The following is a 13247-nucleotide window of genomic DNA, read 5'->3' on the forward strand; positions in this document are numbered from 1 at the left end:
TGCTCTACACGGACTGTCGTTCGGAGTCGGTCGACCGCAATCGCAGGTCGACCGGCTGCCCGTCGGACGGGAACGGCAACGACGTGAAGTCCAGCGGGGCCACGTAGCCGGCGTCGACGTGCCACTCGAAGCGCAGCAGCAACTGGTGGACGATCGCTTTGACCTCGACCCCGGCGAAATGCATGCCGAGGCACTTGTGCACGCCCCCGCCGAACGGCTCCCACGCGTAGCGGTGCACTTTGTCCTCGCGTCGATGCTCCGCGAAGCGTTCCGGATCGAAACGTTCGGGCTCCGGCCAGTACTCCGCCATGTGGTGCGTGAAGTGCGGTGCCACGGAGGCATACGTGCCGGCCGGCACGAAATGTCCCCGGACCTCGGTGTCGCGCACGGCCCGTCGCGCCAGGACCGGGACCGGGGAGACCAGCCGGAGGCATTCCTTCATCACCAGATCGAGGCTGCCGAGCGCGTCGAGATCGGCGTGACTCGGGGCGGCGGTGCCCAGCGCGAGAGACTCGCCCCGGCATCGGTCCTGCCACTGCGGGTGTTGCCCGAGATATTGCATCATCGTGGAGATCGTGATGGTCGACGTGTCGTGCGCGGCCATCAGCAGGAAGATCATGTGATCGACGATCTCGGCGTCGCTGAACCGTTGTCCCGCTTCGGATTCGATGTGGCACAACACGGAGAAGAGGTCGTCCGTCTCCCGCGACCGTCGTGCCGGTAGATAGTGCCGGAAGAAGTCTTCGAGCACCCGGCGTCCGTCGAGTCCGCGCTTCCATCTGGTGCCGGGGACGGGATACCGGACGATCGAGGTCGCGGCCTGCACACAGTCGATGAACGCCTTCTTCACCGCTTCGATCTCGGCCGGTGTGGAGTCCTCGGCGCCGCCCATGAAGATGTCGGTGGCAAGGTCGAGGGTGAGTGTCTTCAGTGCGGTGTAGGCACGGAATCCGTCGGTGGGAACCCATTTGTCGAGTTTCTCGGTGATCGACGGATTCATGGCCTCGACGGTCTTCTCGAGGCGTGACCGGGTGAATGCCTGCTGCATGATGCGGCGGTGCCGGAGATGTTCCTCCGAGTCGAGGAGCATGAGGCCACCGTGGAAGAACGGCCCGATCAGTGCCGACCAGCCGTCGCCGTTGGCGAAGGCCCGGTTCTTGTTCTGCAGCACCTCCTGGCAGGCGTCGGGTCCGAGGACCGAGATCCAGCGTCGGCCGGCCGCCGAGAAGCAGGACACCTCGCCGTAACGGTCCCAGTGCTTCTGCATCATCGCGAGGGGATCGCGGATGTATTCGAGGACGTGCCCGATACCGGGTATTCCCGATCGTCCCGGGACCGGGCGCAGAGGGGAGTGGGCGGGGGGAGCCGCCAGGATCCGGGTCACGACGAACCTCCAGTTCTGCGGATATCTGACAGGGAGCCCTGTCAGATTAGGGTGTAGTCTGCGTCACATCTATCCGGTCTGTCAAGATCGGTCCCATGACTTCCCCCGCGCCCCGCCGCTACGCCGGTCTGAGCGGCGAACAGCGTGTCGCCCTGCGCCGCGAAGCCCTGCTCGAGGCAGGACTGGAACTGTTCGCGGCCTCGGGGAAGAGCGGCGCCACCATGACCGCCATCTGCGCACACGCCAAGCTGACGGAGCGGTACTTCTACGAGAGCTTCGGCAGCAGGGACGATCTGCTGCGGCAGGTCCTCGACAAGATCGCCGACGAGGTGCGCGAAGCCGTACTCGCCGCGCTCCGCACCGGCACGGGCACACTCGAAGACCTCGTGCGGAATGCCATCGCGTCGTTCGTCGCGATCCTCACCGACGACCCGCGTAAAGGCCGGGTCTCGCTCATCGAGTCCGCCGGCTTCGAACCCTTGCGCACCCACAGGCGAGCGTCGCTACGCAGTTTCGCCCAGATGGTCGCCGACGAAGCGACCCGAATGTACGGTGACCGGGCATGGCCGCCCGAGCGCGGTGAGATCAACGGATTGCTGTTCGTCGGCGGTCTGGCCGAACTGGTCACGGCGTGGTTGAACGACGAGCTCGCCATCTCGCCCGACGAGATCGTCGACGCGGCAACACACCAGTTCCTCTCGACGGCCCACCGGTAGAGCCTGCCGCGGTGCGGTCAGTCGTCGCGACCGCGGTGCGGTCAGTCGTCCCGACCGCGGTGCGGTCAGTCGTCGCGACCGCGGTGCGGTCAGTCGTCCCGACCGCAGTGCGGTCAGTCATCACCGTTGATCTCTTTCTCCTCCCCGCGTCGGCGCAGGAAGTTGAAGCCGGGCACACCGACGATCGCCTGTCGGACGTCCTTCGCGACGAGGAGCAGTTCGTGGATCTCGGGGGAGACGGTGTCGAGCGTCGCCATGATGGGCAGCACGGCGTCGACCCGCTCGGTGATCTCGGGGAGTCGGTCGATGAGCCTGATCGCGGCGCGCAGTTCCTCGGGTGAGAACTCCTCGACGAACTGGGTGGCCAGGGGAGCGGCTCGTTCGGCGAGGGGCTTGTAGGTCTCGAGCAGTTCCCCGGCGGCGTCGGAGCTGCGGCCTGCGGATTCGACGACGATCCGCGCGTCTGCCGCGACCACCGTCGCATCGCGCACGACCCCGCCCGTCGAGTCGATGATCTCCGTGGCGCGCGTGACCGCATCGGCGGCTTCCTCCACCACACCGATGGTCGAGGCGATCACCTGGGTCGCTTGCGCGACGGCCACCGACGCTCCCTCGACGATGTCGGTGGCGTCGGTGACCACACTGTCGATGCGGCGGATCAGCGATTCGACCGAGCCGATGAGCGATTCGGCCTCGCCGAGCAGTCCTTCCACCCGCGCCGGGAGCGACAGCGCGAACTCGGCGGTCTCGCGGGTGCGTCCGAGCACGGTCCGGGTGACGTCGACGATGGAACCGGCGACCGAGAGTCCGAGCGCGGGCACAGGCAGCGAGATCATGTCGTCATAGTGCAGTACGTCCGATCGTCGTGATCACGGACCTCACATTTTCGGCGTCCCGTTCGTCTACCCGGTACAGAGCACACACCGGATGGAAGGATCGAGGCCGTGACCGCATTGCGCACCCACACCGTCATCGACACACCGATCGGCGAGCTGACGTTGGTGAACACCGACGGCGTCCTGAGCGGCGTGTACATGGCCGAGCATCACCCCGCGCCCGACCGCGCCGGTTTCGGCGAGCAGGTCACCGAGGGGTTCGACGAAGTGATCACCCAGTTCGGCGAATACTTCGCGGGTCGCCGCACCCGGTTCACCGTCCCCATCGCTCCCGTCGGAACCCCGTTCCAACGCGAGGTGTGGCAGGCGCTGACGACGATCGAGTACGGCACCACGCGCACCTACTCGGAGATCGCACTCGCTCTCGGCCGGCCCACCGCGGTACGGGCGGTCGCTGCGGCCAATGCCCGTAACCCGCTCTGCATCATCGTCCCGTGCCATCGCGTCATCGGTAGCAGCGGCAAGCTCACCGGTTACGCCGGTGGTCTCGAGCGCAAACGCTTCCTGCTCGACCAGGAGGCGCGGGTGCTGAGTTCCGCCGAGCCCGGTGTCGCCGGCGATACCCATGTCCCTGCCTGATCACCTACCGCGGGCGAGCCTGCCTCCTTTCGACGAGGTGGTCACCCGTCACGGCGCGACGGTCCTCCGGGTCTGTCGCGCACTGCTCGGAGCCGTCGACGCCGACGACGCCTGGTCCGAGACCTTCCTCGCGGCGTTGCGCGCCTACCCTGAACTGCCACCGGGCAGCAACATCGAAGCGTGGCTCGTCACCATCGCGCACCGCAAGGCCGTCGACATCCACCGTGTGCGCGGGCGGACGCCGGTGCCCACCGAGAACCTTCCCGAACCCGCGTCGGCCACGGGAAACCCCGGTGAGGGCGACGACGAACTGTGGAGCGCGGTCGCCGAACTTCCCTTCACGCAGCGTGCGGCGCTGGTCTACCACTACGTCGGAGGCCTGCCCTACGCGGAGATCGGCACGATCCTCGGCAACAGCCCGGCCGCGGCACGTCGCGCGGCGGCCGACGGTCGGGCGGCGTTGCGTCGTCGGATCGAACACGGAACAGGATGTCGCTCATGAACTTTCCACAACCCTCGGTCGGATCGGCCGATCTCGCGTGGTTGCGGGAGAAGCTCGTACTCGACGCCGAGGCGGCCGGGTTGCTCGATGTCGCGTTCCGCGTCGTCGACACCCCCGTCGGTCCGCTCCTGCTGGCCACCACCACCGTCGGGCTCGTGCGGGTCGCCTACGTCGCCGGCGGATCCGACGCCGTGCTCGACGAACTCTCCCGCCGGATCAGCCCGCGCGTTCTCGACGCGCCGGGTCGGCTCGACCCGGTGGTCCGGCAGCTCGACGAGTACTTCGCCGGTACGAGGACACATTTCGACGTTCCGCTCGATCTGCGTCTCGCCGACGGATTCCGGCGCGAGGTGATCACGCGACTGCCCGAGATCGAATACGGGCGCACGGCGAGCTACGCGGAGATCGCCGCCGCGGCCGGGAGCCCGCGGGCGGTACGGGCGGTCGGAACGGCGTGCGCGAAGAACCCGCTGCCCGTGGTGGTGCCGTGCCATCGGGTGGTACGCAGCGACGGCAGCATGGGGCAGTACGTCGGGGGAGTCGAGGCGAAGAGGGCACTGCTGCAACTCGAGTCGGTCGCGTGATCACCACCCTCAGGTTCCCGGTGGCCGAACCCGTTGCGGTGGGTCCGATGCTGGCGTCGCTGCGAAGCCACACCGTCCCCGGCTACGAACACCATGACAGCGCCACCGGCACTCATCACCGCGCGATCCGCACGACCGGCGGAGCCGCGCACGTCGCCGTCCGCTTCGACGACCCGGCGACACCCGACGGCGGGAGAGGCGGGGACGTGCGACATCTCGAGGTTCACGTCGAGACCGCAGGTCGTGCGGATGTCGAGGAGGTCGGCGAGACGATCCGTCAGTGGCTCGATCTCGGCGTCGACCCGTCCGTCGTCGATGCGGCATTCGAGTCCGATCCCGTGCTCGGACCTCTCGTGCAGACCCATCCCGGTCTGCGCGTGCTCGGTACCACCGACTGGTTCGCCACCGCCGTGTCCACGGTGCTCGGGCAGCAGGTGAGTGTCGCTGCGGCATGCACATTCTCAGGACGTCTCGTCGCGGCCTTCGGCGACGACGCACCCGGTGGGCTGCGGTGCTTCCCTGGGCCGCACCGACTCGCGACGGTCGAGCAGAGCGACCTGCGTGCCGTCATCGGCACGACACAGTCACGTGCCCGCACCGTCTCCGAACTGGCCCGGGCCGCGGCCGACGGGGTGGCGCCGGAGCAACCCTCGTTCGCGGCAGATCTTCTCGCGCTCCCCGGGATCGGTCCGTGGACCGTCGACTATCTCGCTCTACGACTCGGCGACCGCGATGCGTATCCGTCCGGCGACCTCGTTCTCCGACGAGCCCTGCAGGTGGAGAGCGCACGCGAAGCCGCCGAGCGCGCCGAACGATGGCGGCCGTGGCGGGCGTACGCCGTCATGCATCTGTGGACACACGCCACCTACTCACCGCCCGCATCCTCGGCGTAGACGTTGCGAACGGCGGTGTCCATCGGGAAACGAACCTGCGTGTCGCCGAACATCAGGCGCGTCGCCACCTCGACGGAGGCGGTGATGTGCGACGACGCGAGTTCCGGATTGCCGGTGTGCACCACCACCTCGTCGTGCTGGAAGAACACGAGATCGCCGGCTGTCGGGTCGGGATCGGTGGTCAGCCGCCGTCGCAGTTCCGCAAGCACGCACAGCGCCCACTCGGCCGCGGTTGCCTGCACGACGAAGTTCCGCGTGAACCGCCCGCGTGCATGCGCATCACCGTGCGAATGGAATCCCTCCGGAGCGGGTGGGCACGCACGGCCCAACCACGAATGCACCACCTCGCCACGTTCACCCGCACGGGCGGCACGTTCGACGAAGTCGACGGCGGTCGGGAAGCTGCGACGCAGCACCGTCAACAGGGCGCGCGCGTCGCCCGATGTAGCCCCGTAGAGCACGCCGAGCACCGCGACCTTCGCCTTCGCGCGGTCGCCGCCGAAGGACGCCGCAGCGACCGGGGCGTAGAGATCGTCCGAACCGGCAGCCGCGACCATGCGCCGATCGCCCGACATCGCCGCCAGGATGCGCGGTTCGAGCTGACCCGCGTCGGCGACGACGAACGACCGGCCCGGATCGGCGATCACGCTCGATCGCAGCGCCTTGGGGATCTGCAGGGCGCCACCGCCGCGACTCGCCCACCGGCCCGACACGACGGCGCCGGGAACGTAGACCGGGCGGAACCGGTCATCACGGACCCAGGTGTCCAGCCAGTGCCAACCGTTCGTGCTGTACAACTTCGACAGCTCACGGTGCCGCAACAACAATGGCACCGCGGGATGGTCGATCCGCTGCAGCACGTGCTTGCGGGTCGACTCGACGGTGATGCCCTCGCGGCGGAACGCCTCGAGCACCTCGCTGTGCGAGGCGGGATTCACGGTGCGGCCGAAGGCGGCGCTGATCTCCTCGACCACCTCGGCGATGCGGCTCGGCAGGTCGTAGCCGGTCGGGCGCGGCCCGAGGGTGTCCTCGAGGAGGCGACGATGCGCCTGCGCCGAGAACGGCAACCCGTCGAAACCCATCTCGGCCGCTGCGAGCGTGCCGGCCGATTCAGCGGCGGTGAGCAGCTCGAGGCGGGCGTCGCCGGAGATGCGGCGCCGCTGCTCGGCGAACTGCTCGACCACCGCCTCGACGTCGATCTCGGGTGTCGCATCGAAGAGACCGGGCCGCTCGTCGACCGGCTCCTCCGCAGTGGGCGGGCTCAAGCCCTCGCGCACGGCGAGGATGGCACCGGTGGTGGCGAGGTCGTGGCATCGCTGCACTCGGACCCCGGCGCGGAGCAACTCGGGATAGACCGTTGCCGTCGAGGTCCATACCCAACGCGGTCGCGATTCGGCTTCGATCGTTGCGACTGCATCCGGGAATTCGGGGTACTCCCGTACCGGACCCAGCGGCGCACCGGATGCGTCGACCTCGACGATGCTTGCACCGCGACGGCCCCGGCCGTCCGCAGGATGAGGAACGACGACCGTGCGCACCCATACAGTGTGCTCCATCACGGCGGCAGACTCCGACGCGCGGTAACCCCTCGATTCACCCTTGAAATCACCCGTATCGAGAGCGACCCGCGCGAGGACCGCCACTACCGTGGTGAGGGAGGGACTCCGCCGCTACCCCCGACGCGCGGCGGGGTCCCCCATTTCGTTCGCGGGCCAGTCGCTTTCGCCCGAATGCTCGGAGCTGCCGAAGTATCCGTCCGTATCCTCACGATCGTCCTCACCGGAGTCCACGCTGTCGTCCGAGCGAACCGTGTCGGCCGCGACCGTCGAACCCCGATCGTGCTGTCGCGACGGTCGCCACGGCAGACGCACGGGTGCGTCCGCGGCCCGATGGAAACCGACGCGGTCGTAGATCCACGTCACCAGGGCGCCGACGACGAGACCGAACACGAGTCCGACGATCGTCATCGTCACGCCGTGACCGAGCCCGGCGTCGGGTCGTCCGTCGAAGTAGAGGATGGACCGCACCGCGAGGTAGATCTGGTGCATGGGCTCGAAGGTCGACAACCATTCGAACATCCGCGGGGTGGCCTCGATCGGGATGGTGCCGCCGGACGACGGCAGGCCGAGCACGATGAACACGATCAGGTTCACCAGTAGACCCGCTGCACCGAAGATCGACATCACCGCGAGGGACGTGATGCCCACCGCGGAGATCGCGAGTGCCCCGTACTCCCAGAGCAGCAACGCGCGCGGTGCCGGCATGCCGAGTGCGGTGGAGATCCACAGGTACAACGCCGAGACGATCAACGACATGACCACCGTGATGCCCCACTTGAGTGCCAGCACCTGCATGCGTGACATCCGGGTGGTCTCCCTCGCGATATAGAGGGGGCCGTATTCGGTGGGCACGAAACCGAGGGCACTGTCGACGACCGCGTTGATGATCGTGGCGCCTGTGAAGCCGGCCAGGATCAGCAGCAGGGTGTAGAAGAAGGCGGACAGACCCGCGCCCGTCCCGTCGGGCAGCGGCTTGTGCTCGACGGTGAGTGCATCGATCGGTTGGGCCAGGACGAGGCTGGAGGCGCCGGACAGTTGCAGGTCGGGTGCCGACTCGGCGAGCGTCGCCGTGACGGTTTCGGTGAGCTGCTGACCGACCGTGTCGTTCACCTGGGTCAGCGCGCGGTCGCCGATCGTCGTGACGATGCCCGTCGCGAACGCGCCCGTCCGGGGGTTCGTGTACAGGGTGATGATCGGTTTCTCGATGTCGCCGGGAACCACCGAGGCCTGCGCGAGGATCGAGATGCGTTTGGTGAAGTCGCTGGGGATGACGATCGCGCCGTACAGGCTGCCGTCGTCGAGTCCCTGGTTGGCGGCCGAGATCCCCATCCGTTGCAGATCGATCTCCTCGGGATCGATGCCGTCGAGGATGCCCTCGGTGATCTGGTCGCCGAAGTTCTGTCGCTCGTCCGATCCGGGCAGCACATCGCCGACGTCCTGATTGACGATGGCCATCGGGAACTGTCTCAGGTTCTCGCTCGGATCGAGGAGTGCGCCGAGATAGAAGTACGCCAGGGCACTCATCACCGCCGCGACGACAGCGAAGGGCGCGAGCCAGAAGCGGGGGCTGCGCAGGGTGCCGTGGTGCGGATCGGTAGTCGACCGGTTTGAACTCACCTGTCGATTGTGCACACAGGTGTGTGCTGTCGGAGGGCTCGAGTGCTCGAGTACACGCGGAGCGGGCCGGCGTGATCCGGCACTCCGAGGTCGTCACCCGCCATCGATCACCGGAGCAAGTCGCCGAGAGCCTCCGCCGCAGAGACCACGGCCGCCGCGAGTCGGGCTTCATCGGCGGCATCGAAGACCGAGACGCCTATCGCCGCCTGGGTACCCCCGGGACGGGTCGGCACCGCTGCCGAGATTCCGATGGTGGTGGATACGACCTCGCCGGCGGAGACCGCATAGCCCGTCTGCCGCGCCCGGGTCACTTCCGGGCGTTCGTCGGGGCGTGGCGGCATGGATCCGAGGATCGCCAGACCGGCCGAGCCTCGATCCAGCGGATGGACCTGGCCCGGACGGAAGGCGATGTGGACATCGGAGCGCCGGGGTTCGATCACCATGATCGCGCGCACCATGGTGTCGGACTCGCGGACGACGAGGTGGGCGGTGGCCTCGACGCTGTCGGCGAGGTCCTCGAGGATCGGGCGGGCCAGAGTTCGTAGGTCCTGCTCGACGGATTCGGCCAGTGTCACCAGGCCGGTGCCCAGCGAGATGCGCTTGTGGTCGTCGCGGCGGCACAGTCGGTGCGCCTCGAGTGTCCGGACGAGTCGGTGGGCGACCGTGCGGTGTACGTCGAGGCTCTCGGCGATCTCGCTGACCGACAGGCCGTGAGGGTTCCGCGCGAGCAGTTCCAGGATCTCCAGACCGTTGTGGAGCGTCTTGGACATGCCGGCATCCGGCTCGATCCGCGGCAGATCCAGATCCCCCGTTTGTGCAGGTACATCCCGCATTTGTGTCATGACCCCCATTACCTCCCTTGACGTCTGTGAACTGTAACACCTAGCATTTCCGTTAATCGCACACCGAGTGCGATTATCGCACACACGACGGATGGTTTTCGTACGACATGACACGGACCGACTACGTGGACGCGGCGGTTCTCGCCCACATCCACCAGCTCTACGGGCGGCAGAGCCACCTCATCGACGAGGGCTCTGCGCGCGAGTGGGCCGAGACGTTCACCGCCGACGGCGAGTTCTGCTCGCCGAGCTACCCCGCCCCCGTGGCAGGAACCGACGACCTTGCGGCCTTCGCCGAGCGTTTCCACGCCGGCGCGCAGGCTGCAGGAGAAGTGCACCGGCACGTCGTCACGAATCTGGCCACCTACCGCGTCGACGACGACACCCTCCGTGTGCGGGCCTATCTGCAGATCGTGGCCACCGTTCGTGGCGGCGAATCCAAGCTCGTCCGGTTCACCACCCTCGACGACCGCGTCGTGCGCACCGGCGGCGAATGGCGTATAGCCCGCCGCGTCGTCTCCCGCGACGACAGCTGACCGTCGCATCTCTTTCCTATTCGTTCCACATTCTCGGAGGAATCACCCATGACCGTTGACGCCCAGAACCCGGGCCGTACCGTCACCACCCAGATCGTCGCCCTCTACCCGGAGATGGCCGGCAAGGTTGCCGTCGTCACCGGCGCGGCTCGCGGCATGGGTGCCCAGTTCGCGCGCGGTCTGGCCACGCGCGGCGTGCATGTGGTCGGCGGCGACATCAACGACGTGCAGATGAAGGAGACCGCGGAGCAGATCAACACCGATCTCGCCGTCGAAGCCCTCGTCGAGACGCCCGGCACGGTGATCGGCGCACGTGTCGACGTGACCGATCCGGCAGAGCACGAGGCGCTCGCTCAGGTCGCGCTGCAGGAGTTCGGTCGCATCGACTTCTGGATCAACAACGCCGGCATCTTCCCGTTCGCCCTCGCCGAGGAGATCTCGAAGGAACAGATCGCGGCGACCCTGGACGTCAACGTCGAAGGCGTGCTCTTCGGTTCGCAGGCCGCGGCGCGGCACATGGAGCCCGGTAGCGCGATCGTGAACATGTCGTCGGTCTCGGCGCTGCGCGTGCGCAAGGGCCGCGGTGCGTATTGCGCCTCCAAGGCCGCCGTCGCCCATCTGACCGAATCGCTGGCAGTCGAGTTCGGCGACAAGGGCATCCGTGTCAACTCGATCGCTCCGGGTTACATCGACACCGAGATGACCCGGTGGGTCCAGGAGGACCCGGCCGCACTGAAGCACGCGCTCGACGTCGTCCCGCTGCACCGGCTCGGTGCCCCCGAAGAGGTCTTCGGACCGTTGCTGTTCCTGCTCTCCGACAGCGCCCGCTACGTCACCGGACATTCGATCGCAGTCGACGGTGGATCGCGTCATGTCTGACGGTGTCGCCGAATCCGTGTCGTACCCGGCGGTCGTGCTCGTCACGGGCGCTGCCGGCGGGATGGGCGCCAATCATGCCCGCGCGCTCGCTGCGCGGGGAACGCACGTGTGCCTTGCGGATATCCACGACCCGTCCGAGGTCGTCGAACAGATCGAGGCAGCCGGTGGTTCCGCGTCGGCGCACACGCTCGACGTGTCCGACGCTGCGGCATGGGAGAGGGTCGTCGACGAGATCCGCTCCCAGCGAGGAGAACTCGGCGGATTGATCAACAACGCCGGAATCTCGCGACGCCTCGAGTTCATGGACACCCCGGACGACGTCTGGGAGAAGACCATGCGGATCAACCTGTTCGGGCCGTTCTACGGCATCAAGGCGGTTGCTCCGCTCATGCGCGACAGCGGCGGCGGCTCCATCGTCAACATCTCGTCGATCGCCGGGCAGATCGGGTACTTCTCCCCGGCCTACTCGTCGAGCAAGTGGGGACTGACGGGCCTGTCGAAGTCCGCCGCCGGCGGCCTCGCCCGCTGGAAGATCCGCGTGAACTCGGTTCATCCGGGCCTGGTCGGTACGGCACTGCTCGGCGGCGCCGACGCGTTCGTCGAGTCCGCACTCGCGAGCATTCCGACCGCACGCATGGCGAGCGTCGACGAGATCACCGATGCGGTGCTGTTCCTGCTCTCGGATCGTTCCACCTACATGACCGGCAGCGAAGTGACCGTCGACGGCGGCCTGACGTCCAACGGCCTCTACCACCGCATCATCGCGGAGACGGGAGATCAACTCTCATGAACGACGACATCATCGACGTCGTGGTGATCGGTGGTGGCGGTGCCGGTCTCGCGGCCGCAGTGTCCGCTGCCGAATCCGGCGCGAGCGTCCTGTTGTTCGAATCCGAAACCGAACTGGGTGGGTCGACGCAGCTCTCCGCAGGACTGTTCACCGCGGCAGGCACCAGTGTGCAGCGTGGTCTCGGTATCGAGGACTCCGCCGAGAAGTTCTTCCAGCACTACATGGATCTGAACCACTGGACCCTCAATCCGGGCCTGGTCCGTGCCTTCTGCGAGAACGCCGGGCCGACCCTGGAATGGCTCATCGGGCTCGGTGTCGACATCCCCGCACGCGAGTCGTCCAACGCACACATGCCGGGCCTGTGCCAAGCCGGCGTCGAGGACGTGTGGCGCGGCCACGTGCCCAAGGACCAGGGCTACGGACTCGTCCAGACCCTCGACCGTGCACGTCGCGCACACGGTGTCGAAGCGGTCCTCGGCACGCGGGTGCAGCGACTGATGGTCGAGGACGGCCGCGTGGTCGGTGTGGTCGCAGACGACATCGAGGTCCGTGCGCGCGCAGTGGTCGTCGCCTCGGGCGGGTTCGCGCAGAGCCGCGAACTACTCGAGCAGTACTACCCGTATCCGCTCGCGGCCGGTGACTCGCTGTTCGTCGTCGCGGGCCCGGGAAGCCGCGGAGACCACTTCGCCTTCGGTGAGCAGGTCGGATCGTCCATCGCCGGCCGGGACTGGGGGCTGACCATGCCCACCGCCTACTTCCAGCGGTACCACCACTGGCAGGCGGGCTTCCCGCCGAAGTCGCGGGTGTATGTCAACAGCACCGGGCGCCGGTTCATGGACGAGGACGCCTCCTACGCGGTGTCCGGCGGCCTCATGGACAGGCAGGGTGGTCCGGTCTGGGCGGTCTTCGACGAGAAGGCGCGCCTCGGACTGCCGGCCGGCTACACGGACTGGGATGCCGACCGCATCGCCGAGGAGGCCGAGGCCGGGCGCACTCTGCGCGCCGATACCCTCGCCGAACTCGCCGAACTCATGGGTGTGCCCGCCGACGCTCTGACCACCACGGTCGAGCGCTGGAATACTCAGTTGCCCCACGGCGTCGACGAGGATTTCCTGCGGCACCGCACCCTGGCGAACAAGGGCTCCACCTCGAACCCCGACCCCATTGCACAGGGGCCGTTCTACGCGGCGCGTATGCTGCCCGCCGAACTGGTGTGCACGCACGCGGGGCTCGAGATCAACAAGAACGCCGAAGTTCTCGACACGATCGGGAACGTCGTCCCCGGCCTGTACGCAGCCGGAGAAGCGGGCGCCGGCATCCTCGGCCTCCGCTATGTGGGCGGTGGCAACGCCGTCGCCAACGCATTGACCATGGGCCGCATCGCCGGCCGTAACGCGGCAGGGGCAGCTGTTTCCGGTGCCACGCCGCCCGCCGAACTCGGCGTGGCCGGCGTGTGACGCCGGCCGTCCC

Annotated in this window: 14 protein-coding genes; 9 read left to right on the forward strand and 5 right to left on the reverse strand. The window is 67.8% G+C overall.

From position 1 onward, the window contains the following. Positions 1-4 precede the first annotated feature (4 nt). Complete coding sequence (locus tag ACNJ7K_RS08805) at positions 5-1384, reverse strand: cytochrome P450 (RefSeq protein WP_487041491.1); 1380 nt, start codon at positions 1382-1384, stop codon at positions 5-7. Between the two features lie 95 nt (positions 1385-1479). Between ACNJ7K_RS08805 and ACNJ7K_RS08810 the strand changes: the two genes are divergently transcribed. Continuing rightward, complete coding sequence (locus ACNJ7K_RS08810) at positions 1480-2100, forward strand: TetR/AcrR family transcriptional regulator (protein WP_120280647.1); 621 nt, start codon at positions 1480-1482, stop codon at positions 2098-2100. A 113-nt stretch (positions 2101-2213) separates the two neighbouring features. Here ACNJ7K_RS08810 and ACNJ7K_RS08815 read toward each other — a convergent pair whose 3' ends face one another. Continuing rightward, on the reverse strand, positions 2214-2936 hold the full coding sequence (locus tag ACNJ7K_RS08815; protein ID WP_120280646.1) for a ribulose 1,5-bisphosphate carboxylase large subunit: 723 nt from the start codon (positions 2934-2936) through the stop codon (positions 2214-2216). Positions 2937-3044: 108 nt separating this feature from the next. On the opposite strand from ACNJ7K_RS08815, the gene ACNJ7K_RS08820 reads away from it, so the two are divergent. From ACNJ7K_RS08820 to ACNJ7K_RS08835, 4 genes are read left to right on the forward strand one after another with little or no spacing between them, the layout of a single operon-like run. Next, on the forward strand, positions 3045-3575 hold the full coding sequence (locus ACNJ7K_RS08820; protein ID WP_120280645.1) for a methylated-DNA--[protein]-cysteine S-methyltransferase: 531 nt from the start codon (positions 3045-3047) through the stop codon (positions 3573-3575). Continuing rightward, entirely contained in the window at positions 3562-4077 is a 516-nt protein-coding gene (locus tag ACNJ7K_RS08825) for an RNA polymerase sigma factor (protein WP_174246974.1), read from the forward strand. The genes ACNJ7K_RS08820 and ACNJ7K_RS08825 overlap by 14 nt, the downstream gene beginning before the upstream one ends. Then, a complete protein-coding gene (locus tag ACNJ7K_RS08830; RefSeq protein ID WP_120280643.1) occupies positions 4065-4661 on the forward strand; it encodes a methylated-DNA--[protein]-cysteine S-methyltransferase in 597 nt (198 codons plus the stop codon). The genes ACNJ7K_RS08825 and ACNJ7K_RS08830 overlap by 13 nt, the downstream gene beginning before the upstream one ends. Next, positions 4658-5554, forward strand: coding sequence for a DNA-3-methyladenine glycosylase 2 (locus ACNJ7K_RS08835; RefSeq protein ID WP_487041492.1), 897 nt, complete (start codon positions 4658-4660; stop codon positions 5552-5554). The genes ACNJ7K_RS08830 and ACNJ7K_RS08835 overlap by 4 nt, the downstream gene beginning before the upstream one ends. Here ACNJ7K_RS08835 and ACNJ7K_RS08840 read toward each other — a convergent pair. The 3 genes from ACNJ7K_RS08840 to ACNJ7K_RS08850 all read right to left on the reverse strand — a co-directional run bounded on the left by ACNJ7K_RS08840 (position 5527) and on the right by ACNJ7K_RS08850 (position 9500). After that, entirely contained in the window at positions 5527-7110 is a 1584-nt protein-coding gene (locus ACNJ7K_RS08840) for a bifunctional 3'-5' exonuclease/DNA polymerase (RefSeq protein WP_487041569.1), read from the reverse strand. The genes ACNJ7K_RS08835 and ACNJ7K_RS08840 overlap by 28 nt on opposite strands. A 114-nt stretch (positions 7111-7224) precedes the next feature. Next, positions 7225-8730 carry a YhgE/Pip domain-containing protein gene (locus ACNJ7K_RS08845; RefSeq protein WP_487041493.1) on the reverse strand — a complete coding sequence of 502 codons (1506 nt, stop codon included), beginning with the start codon at positions 8728-8730 and terminating at the stop codon, positions 7225-7227. A gap of 107 nt (positions 8731-8837) precedes the next feature. Continuing rightward, positions 8838-9500: an IclR family transcriptional regulator gene (locus tag ACNJ7K_RS08850; RefSeq protein ID WP_183070593.1), complete on the reverse strand. Its 663-nt coding sequence runs from the start codon at positions 9498-9500 to the stop codon at positions 8838-8840. Positions 9501-9679: 179 nt separating this feature from the next. On the opposite strand from ACNJ7K_RS08850, the gene ACNJ7K_RS08855 reads away from it, so the two are divergent. Genes ACNJ7K_RS08855 through ACNJ7K_RS08870 form a run of 4 tightly spaced genes read left to right on the forward strand, consistent with a single transcriptional unit; the run spans position 9680 to position 13234 of the window. Further along, a complete protein-coding gene (locus tag ACNJ7K_RS08855; RefSeq protein ID WP_120280639.1) occupies positions 9680-10108 on the forward strand; it encodes a nuclear transport factor 2 family protein in 429 nt (142 codons plus the stop codon). Positions 10109-10156: 48 nt separating this feature from the next. Further along, a complete protein-coding gene (locus ACNJ7K_RS08860) occupies positions 10157-10987 on the forward strand; it encodes an SDR family NAD(P)-dependent oxidoreductase (RefSeq protein WP_120280638.1) in 831 nt (276 codons plus the stop codon). Then, on the forward strand, positions 10980-11777 hold the full coding sequence (locus tag ACNJ7K_RS08865) for an SDR family NAD(P)-dependent oxidoreductase (protein WP_120283742.1): 798 nt from the start codon (positions 10980-10982) through the stop codon (positions 11775-11777). Before ACNJ7K_RS08860 ends, ACNJ7K_RS08865 begins: the two co-directional genes overlap by 8 nt. Next, positions 11774-13234, forward strand: coding sequence for an FAD-dependent oxidoreductase (locus ACNJ7K_RS08870; protein ID WP_487041494.1), 1461 nt, complete (start codon positions 11774-11776; stop codon positions 13232-13234). The genes ACNJ7K_RS08865 and ACNJ7K_RS08870 overlap by 4 nt, the downstream gene beginning before the upstream one ends. Positions 13235-13247 lie beyond the last annotated feature (13 nt).

It is taken from the genome of Rhodococcus shunpengi, assembly GCF_048381395.1.
In the GTDB taxonomy this organism is placed as follows: domain Bacteria; phylum Actinomycetota; class Actinomycetes; order Mycobacteriales; family Mycobacteriaceae; genus Rhodococcus.